Raw genomic sequence first — 19514 nt, 5'->3', positions numbered from 1 at the left:
AACCTGCACCTTTGCCTCGTCGCGGACATCGCCATCGTCCATACTGTGCCCCATCGCGGCCGGCAGCGGTGAAAAGCTGCACCTCGGGGCACTATCCAGCCAACAACAGGCAAACCGGCCCAACTCCCACGAATGTGCGTCCAGACTGAAGACCGGCGCTTCTCTTGCGGGCCTACGTCACCTGCGACCTGACCCGGCTCATGGGCCGCGCTTTACGCCACACCATGTTCCAGCCGGCGAATCGAATCCTGTTCGACACGTGCTCGCGCGGAGAAGCATCGTGCTGTCGACGGGTTCACTGCCGTCCACTTTGTTCTTCCGTCTGGCGACCGAATACTTCGAGCCTGGAGGTCCCGATTGTTCACCGCCTACCGAAGCGCTTTCGTTCAGCGCGGGGCCATGGCTTTCTGCGCAGCGGGCTTGGTCTCCCGGTTCTATATCGGGATCTATCCACTCGGACTGCTGCTACTGCTGGCGATCCCCTCCGGCCAGTACGGAAAGGCCGCACTGGTAAGTGGCTGCTGGACGATCGGCAACGCGGTCGCGAGTCCGGCGTCAGGGATGTTCGCTGACCGTTTCGGCCAATACAAGACCTTGCTCATATCCATGGTGGCCCACGTCGCGCTCGCCGTGATGACGATCAGCTCGGTCGCTCTGGACGCGCCGATTCTCGTGACTCTGCTACTGGCGTTGCTTCTCGGTGCCTCCATTGTCAACACCGGATCGATGGTGCGCGTCCGGTGGGCCTCGATGTGGCCCGGCCACACCGCCGAACGATCCGCCGCCTACTCGGTCGAGTCTGTCCTGGACGAGGTCGTGTTCGCGACCGGTCCTTTGATCACGGCGGTCGTCGCGGTCCAAGTGTCACCGTATCTGGCCGTTGCCTGTGCCCTCCTGCTCACCGTCTCCGGCGTGACCTGGCTGCTCTTTCAGCGTCGCACAGAGCCGCCTATCCGGGAAGCAGTCGTTCGGAAGCACCGTCGTCTTGCAGTACGGTGTCCCGGGATGCCGCTTCTGCTCGTCGCCCAGGTCGCGATGGGAGCCACCTGCGGTGCCGCGGAAGTCCTGCTCGTAGCGCGCTCCAACGAGCTGGGCCATCCTGAAGGCGCCGGCATCGTTCTCGCCTGCTTCGCGATCGGAAGCGGTGTCTCGGGCATCCTGTACGGCTCCCGGCACTGGACTGCGCCGACTTCGCTCCGGTTCGCTCTGAGCGCCTCGGCGTTCGGCCTACTCCCGGCTCTGTACTTGGCCGCGAACAGTTTGACCGCGCTTATGACCTGTTCCCTGATCAACGGTCTCACCATGGCTCCGACCATCATCAACGCGTACCAGCTGGTCGACGAATTCGTTCCGGCCCCGATGCAGACCGAGGGGTTCAACTGGTTCGGGGCGAGCCTGTCGCTCGGCTTCGGCGGTGGCACCGCGGCAGTCGGCAAGATCGCCGATGCGATAGGTGCCCGGCCCACCTTCGTCGTTCCCGTTGTCTGCGCCTTTCTGGCCTCCACGGTCGCGTGTTTATTGCATATGCGAGTAGCGGCGAGCTCCACGCGATCGGTGGCAAGCTCGAGAGCGGCTCGAAGGGTGACGGCCCAGTCCTCCTGAGTGCCTTGAAGGTCAACCGAGACGCGCGTTGCCGAGGCGGTATCCCGGACGCCTCGGCGATCAGATCGCCGTGGCGACCAGAAGATTCAGCTCCACCGGCATCGCGATGACCTGATCGACCCGGAAACCTGAGCCGTGCAGAAGCTTTTCATACTCTGTCCGGTCGCGCTCCCGGCCACCGGTGACCGCGAGCATCTGCAGATCCCACGGCTCGGCGAGATCGCCTTCCGACCGGCTCGACGAGTCGCCGGGAAGCAGGCGTTCCACCACCAGGAGCCTCGCGCCGGCCTCGCAAGCACGGCGGCAGTTGCGCAGGATGCGGTCGCAGTCCTCGTCGTCCCAGTCGTGCAGCACTCGCGACAGCAGATAGGTTCGTGCACCCGCGGGCACTTCCTCGAAGAAGTCACCAGCCGCGAATCCCAGTCTGCCGCTGAACCCGGCGGCATCGTCGGCCGGAACCGAGCCGATGACGTGCGCGCGGTCGAACACCACTCCCGAGACCTCGGGATGATCTTTCACGATCGTTCGCAGCAGTGTGCCATTGCCACCCCCGACGTCGACCACGGTGTCCCCGGCGGCGAAAGAACCGGAGCGACTGAGTTCCTTGGCGACCAGGTGAGTGACGGCCTGCATGGCGCGGTCGAAAGTCCGGGACGATCCCGGGGAGGTGGCGAAGTAGTCGAAATGTTCCAACCCGTACCGATGGCTGAAAGCCGTACGACCCGTTCGCAAGGCCGCATCGAGGTCGTTCCATGCGTCGTAGAACTCGCCACCATAGAGCCTGGTCAAGTCACTGAAGGGGTTGTCCGCACGAAGCAGCTTGCCCCGCTCTGTCGTCTCGTAACGACCGTTCGCTTGCTGCCGGACCAGCCCGACCCTCTTGAGGAATCGCAGGAAACGTGCGGTGGCGCGGGCATCGCAGCCGATGCGATGAGCCACTTCTTCGGGCTCCAGTGCGTCGTCTCCGAGCGCGTCGGGGATCCTCAACTCGGTCGCCACATGGACCGCACGGGCCGACCAGTGGCCGGCAAGGAGCGACAACAGCGCGGTGTGCTCGTCGGCTTCCGACACCGGTTCCCCCAGATGCGCGGCGAGAACTTCCGGGTGGCGCCCTCGAGCGGTCAGTTCGAACCGGGGAATCCGCTCCTTGTTGCCTGCCGGAGCCTTGAAATACATCACCGATCTGCCACCCGTGCCGGGATCGTCATGGGGATTGTGGCCACCGCCGTCGGGTTCCATCCCGAGAAGGTTTCGACAGGTCAAGCGAGTTCGCTCAAGTTGCCCCTCCGCGACCAGCCAGCCGGTGTGGGCCTCCTCCTCCCTCGCGCGCTCACGCTCGATGAGGCCCGGCGCGCCTCTCTCGGCCGCGCCGCACGGAAGGATGAAGATCTCAAGGTTGCCGCCTGTGCCCGCGATCGGCGACGCGTGGACGATGGTGACGGACAGTTCGTCCTCGGGGACACTGTGTCGCGCTGCGAGCCTTGACCGGACCACCCGGCTAGGTACACAAGGCCCCGCCTCGAAGCCTGACTCGGCGAGAAAACCATGGACATCCGTCACGGAGTCAGGAAAGACGAGGACCGCGACATGAGCGAACTCGACTCGATCCTCGAGGTCAGCGGCGGCGGGATCCTCGAGAAGGCGGGTGAGGGCACCCGGGGCAGCCAACCGGGCGGCCAGCGCGGCCGCTCTGTACAACCGAAGTTCGTCTTGACTGCTCAACACTTTGAGTCCTCCAGACTCGGCTAACGCTGTCTCAGTGGTGGGCCAGGTCGCCGCGGATCACGGTCTTGCTTCGCATCAGGAACTCCGCCAGATGCCCGTCGTGTGGCAGGCCCGGCCGCATCTCGTGCGTCGGCCGGTGTCCGATATGGACGTTCCCGATGGTGGTTTCCTCCATCAACGACGCCAGCAGCGCGTCGTCTTCGGTGATGGCGGTGACGGTCAGACTGTGGCGCAGTGGCGCGATCCCGTCCGCGGGCGACCACGGGGCGACCCATACGCACGGGAACGGAAGCTCGATACCGAGCTGCGGTGCGTCCGGGCGGTCGAGCAGGACGACCGCCGGCCGCAGGACCGCACCTCCGCCGGCCAACGGTTCGAGGAGCGCACCACCAGGCAACAGCTCGCCACCGGTCAGCTCACTTCGCAGGTAGGACTCGATCGCCCATGCGCGTTCGAGCGGGAAGGCAGGCAGAACCGCGGCGTCGCTCGCCGGTGGCAGCACGGCGAATCCGGCCAACCGGCGAGCGAGCTCCTTCGCGAAACCGGTCGCATCGCCGTCGACCAGGACCACGGAGGCGTTCACGCAAGCGGTGCCGCCGAAGCCTGCCACGGAGGAGACCACGGTGTCGACATGCTCGGCCCAGTCGCCGTGTGCGATCAGGACCTTGGAGCGGCCCGGCCCCTGCACGAGAACATCCCGCCGGTCCCGGTACCTGGCCACGACGTCACTTCCGCCGTAGACCAGGGCCAGATCAGCGGTATCGACGAACTCGCGGGCCACGGCGTGGTCCGTGGGCAGGAAGGTCACCTGATCAGCGCCGAATCCACACTTTCGGAGAGCCTGGACCAGCCGGTACGGGGTGAACGGCTCTCTTCGCGACGGACGCACGGCGACCCGGTATCCCAGCGCGAGTGCCTCGAGCCAAGCGGCATGGGTCGCGGGATGATTTCCCGGTGCTTGCACCGCGAGCACCTCACCCCGTCGAGCCCAGACCGCGCCCGTCGAAGAGACCTCGTGCCAGTCTTCTCCGGTTCCGAGCGGGCGGGCGCGCCGCACCGTCTCCCCCACAGCCGCGGCACTCCGCACGATGGCCCGTGATGCCTCTCGGACCACTGACAACGCCACTCCGGACGCCTGCGAAACCCGTCGCTCGTGTTCGTCCAGCGGGACGCCGCCGACCTTTCGCAAGAACTGGGCACCTGCGGCCGCGATACGATCAATCCGAACCGATGACGGCATCGGAGGTGCCAAACGCATCTTCGCGATACAGCGCTTCACGTAAAGACCGGGTACCAGGCTCAGCTCCGCGACCGTGCTCCCGTCCACACCGGTCACCGCGTCGACGCGATGCGACCGGAAGGTGTCCGAGGCTCCGAGTGCGTCCAGGCGTTGGATCACGGACATCAGTACACGCCTTCGATGACCTGAGCGTCCTCGAACACGGCGACGGGTGCGACGTCGGCGACCGAAACACCCAGGGCGCCGGCCGGTGCGGCAACCCTCGTGGCGAGGTCTCGCTCCAGGTTGTTGGGCAGCAGCAGGGATTTGCTCACATGGTGCATCACGACCTGGCCGCGCTCGCCCTCGGCGACCTCGGCCAGCGAGCCGGGGTCAACGACCGAAAACGTCGTATAGGGCGAAAAAGAGTCGAAGACGCAGTGTCCGTTCGGCCACCCGGCGCCGGCGCGCTCGATGCTCCCGCCCAGGATCATGGTGCTCCCGTACTGTCCGCACAGTGGTATCTCCGGGAAAACCTGGCCTTGGAGGACCTTGCGGGTGTCGGCGTCCAGATGCGCCCCACCCCACATGATCACCGACACCTTCTCGTTGATCAGATCCACCAGAGCGTCCGACTCGGCCATCCGGACGAGCAACGGCGGTGTCACCACGAGAACGCCGATGTCCTGCTCTTCGAGGATCGAGTGCGCCTGTGCCACCACATGCCCGGCATATTCGCTCGCCTCTTCGGTCCTTCCGAGAGCCAACGATCTCCGCACCCATCGCGGGTCGAGGTCGACGGTGAAACAGATGCCACCTCGCATCCGAGTCAACTCCGCCATCAATCGGCCGAAGATATGCGGTCCACTCGGCGCGATCGTCAGCCAGTTGGCCTCGATCGGGAAGCCGAGGTCGTCCAAACGCAACGACTTCCACGTCAAGGAATGCCGCAGCCAATCCGACATCAGCGGCACTCTCTTCGGCGCACCTGTCGTACCACCGCTGTCGAAGGCACCGATCACGTCAGGCCGGTCACCGTATCCACGTGGCACCAGAGCTTCGATCGGGACGTTCCTCAGTTCGCCGACCACGTTCGGAAATCGGCGAAGATCGGCGTGTGTGCGCACGTCGCGGCGCGGATCGAACCCGAGAGTGTCGGCCTTCTCCAGCCAGAACCGCGAACCCGTCTCCGGACTGAAATGCCATTCCATTGCCGCCGAATAGAACTCGCCTTCGGCGGCCGCCAATTCATGGTCCCACTCAAGAAACGAAAGACTGACGGACATCGACTTTTACCTGCCGATCCAGAAATCGCCTCAGCCGGGAAGGCTCCCAGTGGCCGAGGTCACTTTCGAACATCACCCGAAAGATATACCCATGTACATACTGTCACGGCAAGTGCACCCTTCTTGATGCACTCCAAAAGCCCATCGTGTGAGGACTTTCGGGCAATATGACTGGCTGTGAGGTCGCGCGCTCGGAGCGATGGCGATCGGCCGAACGCGAACAAGACCCTGCCCGCTTGTTCCACGACGATTCCCGGATGGACACGTTCACACCCGGCAAGGGGTTTCGGTCGCGGAATCGCTCGTACAGTCCCGTACTGAAAAGCCGATCACCCGACTCGGCAGCGCCGTCGCCATCTCAAGGCCGCGCACTGTCACGACCGAGGGCTTGCCAATGGCGAAGAAAGCACATCGAACCCAGTCAAGCGCGGCTCCCCGGACTCCGGTCTACCGGCTGCCCGGCACCAGCGGCGAAGTGTCCATGGACGCCCCAAGCGACGAGATCCGCGCACGCGCCGCCCGGATGGTCTACCGGCTAGCCCGCGACGAGGAAGAACGTTCCAGCTTGCTCGCGATGCTCGGCCTGGACACGGTCGAACGCACGGCAGTGTCCGGACGGCTACCAACAGTGCAATAACGTGCAAGATTTTCCGGCTTCCACACCGCTTCGGCGTACTGTTTCGTCTTGAAATCCCGACCTTCCATTGACGGCTGTATGGCTCAGGGGGCGTTGCTCGTGAAAAAGCGCATCACTGTCTTTTGTGGTTCTTCGACGGGCAAGGACCCACGGTACCTGAGTCAGGCAGCAGCTCTCGGCACCCTTCTCGCCGAACGCGGTTTCGGTCTCGTTTACGGCGGTGCGAGGTACGGCACGATGGGCGCGGTGGCCGACGCGGCGCTCGCGGCGGGTGGCGAGGTCATCGGTGTGATCCCCCGGCATTTCATCGGCGGCGAGGCACCACACCGCGGTATCACCCAGCTTCAGGTGGTCGCCGACATGCACGTGCGCAAGGCCAGGATGACCCAGCTTTCCCAGGGATTCATCGCCCTTCCCGGAGGAGCCGGAACATTGGAGGAGCTCTTCGAGGTCTGGACCTGGGCGCATCTGGGGATGCACAGCAAACCGATCGGCCTGCTGGACGCGAACGGGTACTACCGGCTGCTGTTGCGGTTCGCCGACCATATGGTGACCGAAGGTTTCCTGCATCAGCAAAGCCGGGACCGGGTGCACGTCGACGCCGACCCCGTCGCCCTGCTGGACAAGATCCTGGCGGAGATCGAGCCGGGAGTCCACCACCCGATCCCCGCCGCCCGATCGCTGAGTTCCCCCGCGGTGTCCGGGGTCGCCTGATCCGGAACCGACGCCTGCGGTGGCCTGCCCGACCGCGGAAAGCAGAGGGTCTCATGCATTGGCTGTACCTGGGAATCGCCATCGTGTTCGAAGTCGCCTTCATTTTCGGCGCCCGCGCGGCCAAGGGTTTCACGAAATTGTGGCCGTCCGTGTTCTCCATTGCCTGCTCGGCGATCGTGATCTACCTGCTGAGCCTGGTGATGCTCGATATCGACGTCGCCGTCGCGTACACGATCCTCATCGGCGGGGGCACGATCGGCGCGATCGTGTTCGGCCGGCTTTTTCTGCGGGAGCGGGTCACTCCCGTCCGGATGACGTGTTTTGTCTTCATCGTCCTGGGGATCGCCGGGTTGCACATGACGGTCGGCGCATGAGCCGTCACAGCGCGCCTGATCACGATCAGCGCCGGGCCGGCTTGCGCGCGTGGTCCGCGTTGCTGCTCGCGGCGGTCTTCGAGATCGTGTTCACCTTGAGCACAGGACAAAGCAAGGGTTTCACCCTCCTGCTGCCCTCGCTGATCACGATCGCCTCGGCGGCGTGTGCCACCATTTTCCTCAGCGTGGCGCTGAAGAGCCTCGACGTCGGCATCGGATACGTCGTCTGGACGGGCATCGGTTCCGTCGGCACGGTGGTCTTCGGAGCCGTGTTCTTCGGGGAGACGCTGACCTTCTTCAAATGCGTCTGCTTCGCGGCGATCATCGGCGGGGTCATCGGCTTGAAACTGACCTCCGGAGAGTCGCCGGCACCGGACGCGATGTCCGACCGGCTAACCCTGCGGTAAAACCGGGCAGGGTTCGCGCGTCCGGCGTTGACCTTCGTTCCGACGGCGAGAGAGGTTCCACCGGCAACCACCGCCTTGAAAGCAAGACAGGAACCGATGACTACCACCGAACGGGCGCTGACGGTCAGCGAGACGGCTTTCCTCCTGGCGGGCTTCGGGCCCGTCGTGGTCCGCACCACGTTCGCCGGGAGCTTCGAGCCCAAGGTGCTCGAAGCCGCGTGGCAGCGGCTCGGCCTGGAGTACCCGTTGCTGCGCTGCGGGATCCTCGGCGGTCTGGACGGCTTCCGCCTGAGCTTGCGAAACGAGCTACCGGAGGTGGCCGACGGCGCCGCCGGCTTCGGCGACGACATCACCAGGCGGCTCGCGGACGGAGCGATCAGCAGGCTGTCGCTGCACGAGACGTCTGACGCGACCGCACTGACACTCGCCGTCGACCACGCCGTTTCCGACGGGCGCCTGGTGCGGAACCTGCTGCACGATCTGCTCCGTATCTACACCGCCCTCTCGCGCGACGAAACCCTGCCGGCAGCACCGCGACCGGTGTTCGAGCCGAGTCTGGAGGAACTCTTCGAAGGGCAGTACGAGCAAGGGTGGCCTGAGCCGCCCAGCGTGCTAGGAGACCCACTGACGCTTTCGGGGGGTCCTGGCAAGCCTCCGTCCGGTTTCGGAGTGCACCACCTCGAATTCGAACCCGGCCCCACCGCCGAGATCGTCGCGATCGCGCGCAAGAACGGGATTTCGATCACGGGCCTGTTGTGTGGAGCGGTATCCAGTGCCATACGGGCAAGACTCCCTGAGAGCGACGGCTCGCTCCCGGTCACCTTGCGCGTTCCGATCGACTTCCGCGAACGGCTCGTCCCCCCACTCGACGCGCTCGCCCAGTTGTGCGGTGCCCTTCCGTGCACGGTCACCGTCTCGGTCGCGGCCGACGACGAACCGCTCAAAGTCGGTCTCCACGCCACCTCGGAACTTCGTGCGGTCCTCGAACGCGACGAACCTCAGCGAGCCTTGCTGGCCCAGCGCCACTCGCCGGCCCCTCCGCCACCCACGACGATCGTGGTGTCGAACATCGGTGAGGCGGGCGACCCTGTGCTGCCTGACGGTCTGCGTGTCACCGGTAGCCGCTTCGCCACGACGCTGAACGGGCCGGTGCCAGGGATGTTCGTGTCGACGACGAGTGGACGGCTCACCCTCGACGTGGTGTTCGACCGTGCTTTCCACAACGCCGAGGAGATCGCTGAAGTCATGGCTTCGGTCGAAGCCACCCTGCGCGCGATGACTCCCTGATCCGAAGCGCCTGGCGAGCAGCGCGGCAGGGTCCGTCTCGCCGAACCGCAGTGGAATCACTCGAAACCATGATCCAGTGAAGGATCACGGATCGCTCCAGCGCGATATCGAGCCGCGTGAACTCGGCACGGATTCCAATCAAGAATCCGGGTTCGAACTTCAATTACGCCGCCCAGTCCGACAGTTCATCGCACTCTCATCAACTGACCGCGCTCCGCGTCGCGGGAAGCACTGGGAGCGCCACCGAGTGACCGCACCGAAGACACGCGCCTGGTCTTCAAGGCGGTGGACCGAGCGATGCGCTCGCTCGGACTGACCGGCAACGTCCGGGGTAAGAGCACCGGACGACAATCCCGGCCCCGAGGGCCACCGACTTGCTCGAGCGCGAAACGCGCTGAGACATCCTTGCGGCGAATGTCGCCCATCCCATCTCTTACGTCAGCGAACGACAGAGCAGAGGGAGCAGCATCGCTTCGATGTCGATCCATCGAGAGTCGGTGCACCTTTGTGCAGGGTCTCTGGCCGGGGCTGCGGCTGTATAGCAGGATCGTCCGACGGTCGGCCTGCCAAGGCCGGGCCGCGCCAACCCTGGAAGAGCCGAGGAGCGGCGCATGCATGCTGCGATCGACCTGGGGATTCCCACCCTCGGCGGCTTGGACCTTGTGCCGACCGAAACCGAGCCGCAGAAGGCGAAGGACTACAAGTCGGACCAGGAGGTCCGCTGGTGTCCCGGCTGCGGCGACTACGTCGTGCTCAACGCCGTGCAGTCGTTCCTGCCGACGCTCGGCCTCAAACGCGAGAACATCGTGTTCATCTCGGGGATCGGCTGCTCTTCCCGGTTCCCGTACTACCTGAACACCTACGGCATGCACTCGATCCACGGCCGCGCGCCGTCGATCGCGACCGGGCTCGCGACCGCCCGGCCGGATCTGTCGGTGTGGGTCGTCACCGGTGACGGCGACGCGCTGTCCATCGGCGGCAACCACCTGATCCACGCGTTGCGGCGCAACGTGAACATCAAGATCCTGCTGTTCAACAACCGGATCTACGGCCTCACCAAGGGCCAGTACTCGCCGACGTCCGGGCCGGGCATGGTCACCAAGTCCACCCCGATGGGCTCGGTCGACACCCCGTTCAACCCGCTCTCGCTGGCGATCGGCGCCGAGGCGTCGTTCGTGGGCCGCGCGCTCGACTCGGACCGCAAGGGCCTGACCGAGGTGCTGGAGGCCGCCGCGAAGCACCGCGGGTCGGCGCTGGTGGAGATCTACCAGAACTGCCCGATTTTCAACGACGGCGCGTTCGACGTCCTCAAGGACAAGGACGAGGCCGCCTCCCGGCTGATCCCGCTGCGCGGCGGCGAGCCGATCAGGTTCGGGCCGCAGGGCGAGTACGGCGTCACGCGTGGCGGCTGGGGCGGGCTCGAGGTCGGGAAGGTCGCGAACATCGGCGAGGAGAACCTCGTCGTGCACGACCCCACGATCGAGGACACCGCGTACGCGTTCGCGCTGTCGCGGATCGGCGACCAGAACCTGAACCACGTGCCGACCGGCATCCTGCGGCAGGTCGAGCGGCCCACCTACGACGACACCGTCCGCGAGCAGGCTGCCAAGGCCAAGGCTGCAAATCCCCCGGACCTCCGAAACCTTCTCCGCGGCCGGGAAACCTGGACGATGCCATGACGAACAGGCTGCTGTCCGTGCCGGCCCAGCTTGAAAGCGATACGAAGGAACACAAGACGCGAATCCTATTCCGGGCGACGCGGCGGCGGAATTGCCGATGCTTCCAATCTGTGGCGCGAATAGCCCTGATTCATTCGCAATAATGGCGGCTTGTACCCGATTATTGCATCCTAGCTTTGTCAGCACGTGGCTGATATGCGCTTTGACCGCCCCTTCACTCACATAGACTGGTCGAGCAATCTCCGCATTGCCCGAGCACCTAGTGCTCCCTGCACGTCAGCGTGCCGATCCGCGGAGGTCCCATGGTTCGCCCCGAGCTCGCGGGCGACCTCGACCGCGTCCTTGCGGAACTGCTCCGGCTCCTTCGACGAACAAGGTCGTCACCGACCTGCGCAACCGTGGCGTGAAGAGATCCTGGTCTTCGATCCCCCGGTATTTCCCTATCTTCGTCGCCGCCCAGATGATCGGCCGGACCGCGCGCATCATCGAGGAGCTCACGGGCAACGGCGGCCTGGACCTTTCCGCGGGCCGGTGGAGACGGCGACGTTCCGGCTCGTATGCCCGCGGTGGAGCAGGGGCATGTCAAGGCAAGCTCTCTGGTCAAATGACTCTTCATTTAGCCATGCGAGCGTCTCTACTATCGGTCGATCACCATACTCGTGGGAGCGGGTGGCTCGATGATCTACGTCCACGGATCCGAACTCGAGTCGGACGCAGTACGAACGGGTCCGCGCACCGTGCTCGACTTGGTTCGCGACGAGGCACTCACGCACCCTGACCGGACGGCATACCGCCATCTCGTCGACGGCACGTCAGCGAGTACCGCTTCCCTTTCCTGGCATTCGCTGTGGCATCGGATCCTGGCTGTCGCCGACCAGGTTCGCGCCGCGTGCCCAGCCGGGTCACGGGTCGCGCTCGCGGTGCGGCCGGGACTCGATTACGTGGCAGGACTGTTCGGGACCATGTATGCGGGATCAACCGTCGTGCCCACCTTTCCGCCGTCGGGTAGGCGGGCGACGGATCGCCTGGCGTCCATCATCGGCGACTGTTCCCCTCAGGCGATTCTGGTCGACAGAGGCCAGGACCGCTCTCGCGTTCCAGCGGATCTCATCGTCCTGGAGATCAGCGATGCCGAAACCGGCGATGATCCTGGTTACACCCCGGCTGAGATCGCCCTGCTGCAGTACACCTCCGGTTCCACCGCGGCCCCCAAGGGGGTCGTGCTGACCCATGCCAACCTGATGAGCAACTGTGCCGCTCTCACCTCGCACATCGGGGAAGAGCCTGATCGCGTCGGCCTGACCTGGCTCCCGCCCTATCACGACATGGGGCTGATCGGCACATTGCTTTTCGCGGCATACGGTGGCTGGCCGCTGGTGATGATGGATCCCGAACACTTCGTGCAGTCTCCGGGACGATGGCTGCGGGCGATCGGCGAGTTCGGCGTGACGATCACCGTGGCACCGGCGTTCGCACTGGAGTTGTGCACGGAAACCATCTCCGACGAGGACGTGGCCGACCTCGGACTGCACACCCTCAGGCAGTTGTTCTGCGGATCCGAGCCCATCCATCCGAAAGTTCTGAAAGGGTTCTTGAACCGTTTTGGACCACGGGGACTGACGCCGACAGCGCTTATCCCTTGCTACGGTCTCGCCGAAGCGACCCTCTTCGTCAGCGGCAAGCGCGAAGGCGAGGAGGTCGAGGTGGACGGTGACGTCGTCTGTTGTGGTATCCCGGCGGCAGGCCACGAGCTGCTCATCGTCGATCCAGTCACCGGTCGGCTCAGCCAGGAAGGGGAGATCGGAGAGATCCAGGTCCGTGGGCCGAGTGTCGCCGCCGGGTACTTCGGTGATCCTTCCGCCTCGGAACAGACCTTCGGCGCGGGGCCGGATTCGGACGCACTGTCCACCGGAGATGTCGGATATCTCCGCCACGGCCGCTTGTTCGTCACCGGGCGGATCAGCGACCTGATCATCGTCGCCGGACGCAACGTCCATCCCCAAGACGTCGAGGTGACCGTGAACACCTGCCATCCGGCGGTGTTCCGGTCGGTGGTGTTCGGCATCCCGGGTGCGACCGGTGAAGACCTCGTGATCGTTGTCGAACGCCGTGCCACCAAAGGACTGGACGAAGCCCGGAACACGATCACCAAAGCCGTCGTGTCGGCACACGGGGTGAGACCGAAAGCGGTCGAGTTCGTTCCGGTCGGCGGCATCCCACGTACGACGAGCGGGAAACCGCGCCGATTCGCGGCACGGAGCAGGCACTTGGACGGGGTTCGATGAGGGCACTGCACGTCGTCGCTGGTGCGACCGTCGGCGTATCGACACTCGGCACGGTCGCCGCAGTGGTGCACTCGGCACACTACGGACCGACCTTCACCGACATTTCGCTGTTCATCGTGATGTACCTGGTGACCTCGTTCGGCGTGGAAGGCGGGCTGCACCGGCTCTTCACCCACAAGTCCTACTCCACCGGACCTGTGCTCACCACCCTCATCGGGATCGCGGGCGGTATGGCCGCGCAGGGGCCCATCCTGTTCTGGGTCTCCGTGCACCGCCGCCATCATGCCTTCGCCGACCGTGACGGCGACCCGCACTCGCCCCGTCCGATCGGCAGTGGCCCGCTCTCCCGGTTGAAGGGCCTCTGGCACGGGCACATGGGGTGGCTGTTCACCGTGGACCCGAACGCCTGGCGCTGGCACCGGCTCGTCCCGGATCTCCTGCGAGACCGGACCGTGGTCCGGCTCGATCGGCTCTATCCACTGTGGATCCTGCTCGGACTAGCGCTGCCCGCGGGGGTGGGGCTGGTGCTCGAAGGCGGTGTCCGCGGAGCGGCAGGTGGCCTGTTGTGGGGCGGGTTCGCGCGGATGTTCGCCCTCCACCATGTCACCTGGTCGGTCAACTCCTTCGGGCACCTCTTCGGCAACCGTCCGCACCGGACCCGCGACGACAGTCACAACATCGCGCCGCTGGCAACGATCACGGTCGGCGGTGCCTGGCACAACAATCACCATGCCCAGCCCGCGCTGGCACACAATCGGCAGAGCTTCTGGCAGATCGACCCCACAGGCATGGTCATCGGTCTGCTCGACCGTGTCGGTCTCGTCCACGGCGTGCGCTACCCCAGGCGCCACACGGCGAAAGGAGCGGCATCATGACGACCCTCGATCGCGGCGTCGTCCGGCTGGACCCGCACAGCCTGCGGATCAAGCGGTTCTCGGCCCTGACGACCATGATCCTGCCGTCACTGGGCACCATCTTGGCGGTGTACCTGCTGGCCACGGGTCGTTTCACAGCGCTGGACATCTGGCTTTTCGCGGGTATGTACTGCGTTCACATCGTCGGGGTCACCATCGGGTTACATCGCCACGTCACCCATCGTTCGTTCAAGACGTCCCGCTGGCTGCAGGACGTGCTCATGGCGGCCGGCGGCATGGCGGCACAGGGCCCGCTACTGTTCTGGGTGGCCACCCACCGGCGTCATCACCGGTTCGCGGACCACGAAGGCGATCCACACTCGCCGAATCTGCACGGCGCCGGGTGGCGCATGCGTTTACGCGGGCTCTGGTACGCCCACATGCCCTGGATGCTGAGCGAGGAGTCGACCCGGTGGTCGGTCTTCGCTCCGGACGTCCTGCGCGACCGCCGCCTGGTGGCGCACCACCGCTTGTATCCCTGCTGGGTCTTGCTCGGCCTTCTGCTGCCGACCCTGCTCGGATTCGCCCTGGGCGGAAATCTGTGGACGGCGTTCACAGGCCTCGTTTTCGGTGGCTTCGCCCGGGTCTTCGCGGCGAATCAGGCGTCGTGGGCCGTCGGCTCCATCTGTCACGCTTTCGGCCGGAGACCGTTCGGCAACGACGACCACAGCACGAACTCCTGGTGGGTAGCGATCCTGACCTTCGGTGAAGGGCTGCAGAACAACCATCACGCCTTCCCTCGGTCATACCGGCACGCGGTGCGCTGGTGGGAGCCCGATCTCAGCGGCTGGATCATCGCCGTGCTGGGAAAGGCGGGCCTGGTCTGGGATCTACGCGTGCCAAGCCCGGCGTTGATCGCGAAACGTTCGGCGAAGAACAAGGAACCCGAGAGGAAATAGACATGTTTCGACGCCGCACGAAATCCGTCGACGGGCCGGTGACCGAGGAGTACCTCCGCGACTGGCTGACCGATCAGCTCGCCGCACGCCTCGACCTGCCGGTGCCGGAGATCGATCCGGACAAGGACTTCGAGTCCTACGGCATGGACTCCCGGGCGGGGATGCAGATCTCCGGAAAGCTCGAGAAGCTGCTCGAACGCAGGCTATCCCCGGCCATCCTCTACGAACACCACTCGATCAACGAACTCGTCGACCACCTGATGAACGGTGGTGACGATAATGGCTGAGGCCGGCCCGGTCGATCCGGGGCTGGAGGAGTTCCTGGAGAAGTCGCGCAGCCTGGAAGGAAAGCGACTCACCGATTCGATTCCCAAGGAGTACTTCGAGCCGCAGGTCGGCCGCGGCCTGCTGGGTTTTCTGCTCAGCGCCGGCGTGTACGCCGGATCGGTGGCGGGCATCCTGCTCGTTCCACAGTGGCCGCTGTGGATTCCCTTGTGGATCACGGCCGGCCTCGGCGGCTGGGGGCTGCACTGCATCGCGCACGACTGCGGCCACGGCTCCTTCTCCCGCTCACGCCGGTTCAACGTGCTCATCGGCGGGATCGCCTTGATCCCGCTGCTCTATCCGTTCCATTCGTGGCGCCATGTGCACAACATGCACCATGCGCACACCAACAACATCGAGCTCGACACCGACTGGCGCCCCTTGCCGCCGCATTTGTACGACAAGCTTTCACCGTTGGGCAAGATCGTCTATGCCGGCACACGCACGTGGGCGTTCTGGGGAGGGACGATTCGCTACTGGCTCCTCTCCGGTTTCCGGCCGGGCTTCTTCCCGAAGGCTTCGATGCGCCGTGAAGTCCGGTTCTCGATCGCGTTCACGCTCGTCGTCGGCACGGCGTACCTGAGCGCATTGGTCCTGCTCGGCGGGCCCTGGGCGTTGCTCACCGCGTTCCTGGCTCCCTGGCTGGCCACCCATTTGTGGTTCAGCGCCACCACGCTCATGCATCACAGCGCGAACGACCTGCCCTTCCTCGATTCACGGCATTGGACGCGGAACGCGGGCAAGCTCCTGATGACCACCGACTGCACCTACCCCAGACCACTGCGCGTGCTCACCCACAACATCTCGATCCACAGTCCGCACCATGTCGCGCCGGCGATTCCCTTCTACCGTCTTCCCCAAGCACAGGAAGCTCTGAAACAGGCGCATCCCGGCATGGTCCGTGAGCGCAGGTTCACCCCCGCCGCCTTCTGGCGCATCCTGAAGGACCTGCACCTGCACGACGCCGAACAAGGCGGGTTCTACCAGGATTTCCAACGCAGGCCGATATCGCCAGGGCAGGACTCGTGACTACCGCGGACAAGGGAATCGGCCCAAGTGAGGCATTGGCGAAACTGTTCACGCCGGAGGGCAAACGCGAGCCATACGGTCTCTACGAGGCGCTCAAGGAACTCGGCCCGGTCGTCCGACTCGGCCCCAAACTGGTCTTCGTGCTGGGATATGACGCGTGCGCCGGCGCTCTACGTGAGCCCGGCCTGCTCGTCACCGATGCCGCCGCGCATCGCAAGACCGGGATGATCGAGCACTCCTCCTGGCAGTGTTTCACCAAGATCATGATGTTCAGCAACGACCACCACCACGAGCGGCTGAAGGGATTCTCCCGCTGGGCATACCATCCGCGGACCATAAGCGGGCTCGAACCCATGATCAGTGCGAAGGCGAACGCGCTCGCGGAACGGCTGGCCACGCTCGACGGTGACTCCGTCGATCTGGTCGAGGGGTACAGCTCACGTCTCACGCTCGCCGTGACCGGTGAGCTGTACGGCATCCCGGCCTCGGACCAGATCGCGCTCCGCTCCGTGATCACGGACACGACCCCCGCCTTCGAGCCGATCTTCGATCTCCGGGAGCTGGCGGCAGGGGACTCGGGTATGGACGTGCTCGTGGACTACATGGCCACCCTTGCGGCAGACCGGCGCAAGAATCCGCGTGACGATCTGACCACCAGGATGGTGCGGGAGGCGGACGCGACCGGGGCGATCTCCACCGAGGAGCTGGTGGCTGGTCTCGTCATGTTCTTGATCGCGGGTGTGCAGAGCCCCAGTGACCTGATCGCGGGTGCCGTCAGGATGGCGCTGACCGAGCCGGACCAATTCCAGACCGGCGAAATTGAGTCCTTCCTGACCGAGGTCTTGCGATTTGACCCGCCCAGCCAGGTCCTCACGCGGATCGCCGGCACCGATCTCACTCTCGACGGCGTGCCGGTACAGGCCGGTGCCCGTGTGCTGGTGATGCTGGCGGCGGCGAACCGGGATCCGGCTCGCTTCACCGAACCGGAGGTCTTCAAGCCGCGGAGGGCGCCGAACCGGCCGCTATCCTTCGGAGTGGGCTTGCACTACTGCCTGGGTGCACAGCTCGCGCGAATCCAAGCCACGGTGGGTCTGACGACTCTTACCGGGACTTATCCACGCATGTCCCTCGCGAGCGAGCCGCGATATCGTGATCAACTGGTCCAGCGTGGTCTCGCGCGGCTGGAGGTCGACCTGAAAAGGTCACAACGGCACCGGTGAGGAGCCGTTCACTCCAGTCGCAACTCGGGCGAGTACAGCTCGAACCAGTGGTAGAGGTCCAGCATCCTGTCCAGCCCGATGCGCTGGACCAGGGTCACCTCGGCCGGGGCCAATTCCGCGAGGCGCCGCATCGCACTGTGTTCCATCAAAGCGAACACTGGGTGGTTCCTTTGCGACAGAACCTCGTTGGCCTGTTCTTGCAGCGCCGCCGCGTAGCCTGGGTCCTGTGTGGACGGATAGGGGCTCTTGACCCGCTCGCGCACCGAAGCGGGGAGCACGTGCTTCGTGGCGTGCCGCAGCAGGCTCTTTTCCCTGCCGTCGAACGTCTTCAGCGACCAGGGTGTGTTGTAGACGTATTCGACGAGGCGGTGGTCGCAGAACGGCACCCGCACCTCGAGCCCGACGGCCATTGAGGCCCGGTCCTTGCGGTCCAGCAAGATCCGCACGAACCGGGTCAAGTGCAGGTGGCAGACCGTTCTCATCCTGCGCTCGTGCGAGGTTTCCGAGTCGAGGTGCGTGACCTGCGCGACGGCTGTGCTGTACTGATCGGACACGAAACCCGGTATGTCGAGGATTCGGCGGAACTCTTCGGTGAGATGAGGCGACCAAGCGCTGGTGAGGTTCATCCGTTCAAGCCAGGGGAAGGTGCCCGAAGAAGCTGCGGCCTCGGCCTGGAACCAGCGGTACCCGCCGAAGACCTCGTCGGCGGATTCACCGGACAACGCCACCGTGGATTCCGCCCGGATCGCCTTGAACAGCAGGTACAGCGATGTGTCGAAATCGCCGAGCCCTACCGGAATGTCCCGCGCGATCAGTACTTTCCTTCTGACTTCCGGATTGCTCAGTTCGGCGGGGTTCAGCACGACGTCCTTGTGGTCGGAGCCGACCAGCTGCGCGACGTCGCGGATGAAGGGCGAGTCCGGGGTGTCGCGCACCTCGTCCGGCTTGAAGTTCTCCTCCTGGCCGAGGAAATCGACCGAGAACGTGCGCAGCTGTTCACCCTGTTCCGCCAGCCGGGCCGCGGCGAGGCCGGTGACGGCGCTGGAGTCGAGCCCGCCCGACAGCAGGACGCAGCGGGGCACGTCGGCGATCAGCTGGCGGTGCACGATGTCGGTCATCAGCTCACGGACCCGTTCGACCGTGGTCTCCTGGTCGTCGGTGTGCTGCTTCGCGTCGAGCTTCCAGTAGGTCCGCGTGCGGATCCCGGAGCGGTCAACGGTGACGATGGTGCCCGGCCCGACCTCGTGCATGCCCTTCCACAGCGACCAGCCGGGGGCCTTGGTCATGGCCATCAGCTCACGCAGGCCGTCGGTGTCGACCACCTTGCGCGCCAAGGGGTTCGCGAGGATCGCCTTCGGCTCGGAACCGAAGAGCACGCCGTCCGGGGTCGGGTAGTAGTAGAACGGCTTGATACCCATGCGGTCGCGGATCATCACGAGCTTCTCGTCGCGCTCGTCCCAGATCGCGAAGGCGTACATCCCGTTGAGGTGATCGACGACCTCGTCGCCCCACTCCAGGTAGCCGTGCAGCACGACCTCGGTGTCGCTGTCGGTCTCGAATTTGTGGCCCCGCCGGGAAAGCTCCGCGCGCAACTCGGTGAAGTTGTACGCCTCGCCGCTGTAGACCATGGCCGCCAGCCCGGCTTCGGCCATCGGCTGCCTGCCGCCCGGCAGGTCGATGATCGCCAGCCGCCGGTGGCCCAGCGCCACGTTCGGCCGGACCCAGGTGCCCGAGTCGTCAGGACCCCGGCAGGCCATGGTCCCGGTCATCGCGTCGACGACCTCGCGGCGCTGCGTCAGATCCGCGCCGAAGGAGACCCACCCCGCGATTCCGCACATCGCCACCTCCATGCCGCTGGGGCGACCCTCGCAACAGGCGTAGTCGATCGTCAATCCGCCCGGCGTCGACGTGCC

At 65.3% G+C, this 19514-nt stretch carries 18 protein-coding genes and 1 pseudogene; 14 read left to right on the top strand and 5 right to left on the bottom strand.

Annotation, left to right across the window (positions count from 1 at the left end):
- Positions 1-357 precede the first annotated feature (357 nt).
- Positions 358-1602 carry an MFS transporter gene (locus SD37_RS11095; protein WP_052674964.1) on the top strand — a complete coding sequence of 415 codons (1245 nt, stop codon included), beginning with the start codon at positions 358-360 and terminating at the stop codon, positions 1600-1602.
- Between the two features lie 60 nt (positions 1603-1662).
- On the opposite strand, the gene SD37_RS11090 is transcribed toward SD37_RS11095, so the two are convergent.
- Entirely contained in the window at positions 1663-3162 is a 1500-nt protein-coding gene (locus tag SD37_RS11090; RefSeq protein ID WP_236725339.1) for an acetylserotonin O-methyltransferase, read from the bottom strand.
- A gap of 27 nt (positions 3163-3189) precedes the next feature.
- Here SD37_RS11090 and SD37_RS43710 point away from each other — a divergent pair, with 27 nt between their 5' ends.
- The gene (locus SD37_RS43710) at positions 3190-3351 is read left to right on the top strand and encodes a hypothetical protein (protein WP_236725338.1); all 162 of its coding nucleotides are present in this window, start codon (positions 3190-3192) and stop codon (positions 3349-3351) included.
- Between the two features lie 7 nt (positions 3352-3358).
- Here the strand turns inward: SD37_RS43710 and SD37_RS11085 are convergent, their stop codons facing one another.
- Together SD37_RS11085 and SD37_RS11080 are read right to left on the bottom strand one after the other, a co-directional pair.
- Entirely contained in the window at positions 3359-4732 is a 1374-nt protein-coding gene (locus SD37_RS11085; protein WP_044851677.1) for an aldehyde dehydrogenase family protein, read from the bottom strand.
- The gene (locus SD37_RS11080) at positions 4732-5832 is read right to left on the bottom strand and encodes an acyl-CoA synthetase family protein (protein ID WP_044851678.1); all 1101 of its coding nucleotides are present in this window, start codon (positions 5830-5832) and stop codon (positions 4732-4734) included. Before SD37_RS11080 ends, SD37_RS11085 begins: the two co-directional genes overlap by 1 nt.
- Positions 5833-6313: 481 nt before the next feature.
- On the opposite strand from SD37_RS11080, the gene SD37_RS43070 reads away from it, so the two are divergent.
- From SD37_RS43070 to SD37_RS11055, 6 genes are all read left to right on the top strand, one after another.
- Complete coding sequence (locus SD37_RS43070; RefSeq protein ID WP_167369632.1) at positions 6314-6469, top strand: hypothetical protein; 156 nt, start codon at positions 6314-6316, stop codon at positions 6467-6469.
- Between the two features lie 78 nt (positions 6470-6547).
- On the top strand, positions 6548-7183 hold the full coding sequence (locus SD37_RS11075; protein ID WP_083254945.1) for an LOG family protein: 636 nt from the start codon (positions 6548-6550) through the stop codon (positions 7181-7183).
- A gap of 53 nt (positions 7184-7236) precedes the next feature.
- Positions 7237-7557, top strand: a complete 321-nt coding sequence (locus SD37_RS11070) for a DMT family transporter (protein ID WP_044851679.1) — start codon at positions 7237-7239, stop codon at positions 7555-7557.
- A complete protein-coding gene (locus SD37_RS11065; protein WP_044851680.1) occupies positions 7554-7964 on the top strand; it encodes a DMT family transporter in 411 nt (136 codons plus the stop codon). The genes SD37_RS11070 and SD37_RS11065 overlap by 4 nt, the downstream gene beginning before the upstream one ends.
- Positions 7965-8060: 96 nt before the next feature.
- A complete protein-coding gene (locus tag SD37_RS11060) occupies positions 8061-9251 on the top strand; it encodes a phthiocerol/phthiodiolone dimycocerosyl transferase family protein (RefSeq protein WP_044851681.1) in 1191 nt (396 codons plus the stop codon).
- Between the two features lie 611 nt (positions 9252-9862).
- Positions 9863-10930: a 2-oxoacid:ferredoxin oxidoreductase subunit beta gene (locus tag SD37_RS11055; RefSeq protein ID WP_065912799.1), complete on the top strand. Its 1068-nt coding sequence runs from the start codon at positions 9863-9865 to the stop codon at positions 10928-10930.
- A 147-nt stretch (positions 10931-11077) separates the two neighbouring features.
- Here the strand turns inward: SD37_RS11055 and SD37_RS44280 are convergent.
- A pseudogene (locus SD37_RS44280) lies at positions 11078-11170 on the bottom strand (LuxR C-terminal-related transcriptional regulator); the annotation flags it as partial.
- A 437-nt stretch (positions 11171-11607) separates the two neighbouring features.
- On the opposite strand from SD37_RS44280, the gene SD37_RS11050 reads away from it, so the two are divergent.
- Genes SD37_RS11050 through SD37_RS11025 form a run of 6 tightly spaced genes read left to right on the top strand, consistent with a single transcriptional unit; the run spans position 11608 to position 17601 of the window.
- Positions 11608-13215, top strand: a complete 1608-nt coding sequence (locus tag SD37_RS11050) for a fatty acyl-AMP ligase (RefSeq protein WP_044852065.1) — start codon at positions 11608-11610, stop codon at positions 13213-13215.
- Complete coding sequence (locus SD37_RS11045; protein WP_044852064.1) at positions 13212-14090, top strand: acyl-CoA desaturase; 879 nt, start codon at positions 13212-13214, stop codon at positions 14088-14090. Before SD37_RS11050 ends, SD37_RS11045 begins: the two co-directional genes overlap by 4 nt.
- Entirely contained in the window at positions 14087-15028 is a 942-nt protein-coding gene (locus SD37_RS11040; protein WP_044852063.1) for an acyl-CoA desaturase, read from the top strand. Before SD37_RS11045 ends, SD37_RS11040 begins: the two co-directional genes overlap by 4 nt.
- Positions 15029-15030: 2 nt before the next feature.
- A complete protein-coding gene (locus SD37_RS11035; protein WP_044852062.1) occupies positions 15031-15315 on the top strand; it encodes an acyl carrier protein in 285 nt (94 codons plus the stop codon).
- Positions 15308-16381: a fatty acid desaturase gene (locus tag SD37_RS11030; protein WP_044852061.1), complete on the top strand. Its 1074-nt coding sequence runs from the start codon at positions 15308-15310 to the stop codon at positions 16379-16381. The genes SD37_RS11035 and SD37_RS11030 overlap by 8 nt, the downstream gene beginning before the upstream one ends.
- Entirely contained in the window at positions 16378-17601 is a 1224-nt protein-coding gene (locus SD37_RS11025) for a cytochrome P450 (RefSeq protein WP_065912798.1), read from the top strand. The genes SD37_RS11030 and SD37_RS11025 overlap by 4 nt, the downstream gene beginning before the upstream one ends.
- 8 nt (positions 17602-17609) lie before the next feature.
- Here SD37_RS11025 and asnB read toward each other — a convergent pair whose 3' ends face one another.
- Positions 17610-19439 (bottom strand): asparagine synthase (glutamine-hydrolyzing), encoded by a 1830-nt coding sequence (gene asnB, locus SD37_RS11020; protein ID WP_065913087.1) that lies wholly within the window; start codon positions 19437-19439, stop codon positions 17610-17612.
- Between the last annotated feature and the right edge of the window lie 75 nt (positions 19440-19514).

The organism is Amycolatopsis orientalis (assembly GCF_000943515.2).
GTDB classification, from domain to species: Bacteria; Actinomycetota; Actinomycetes; order Mycobacteriales; family Pseudonocardiaceae; genus Amycolatopsis; species Amycolatopsis orientalis.
Note: the sequence above shows the minus strand (reverse complement) of the source record. Positions and strands in the feature narration are given on the sequence as shown.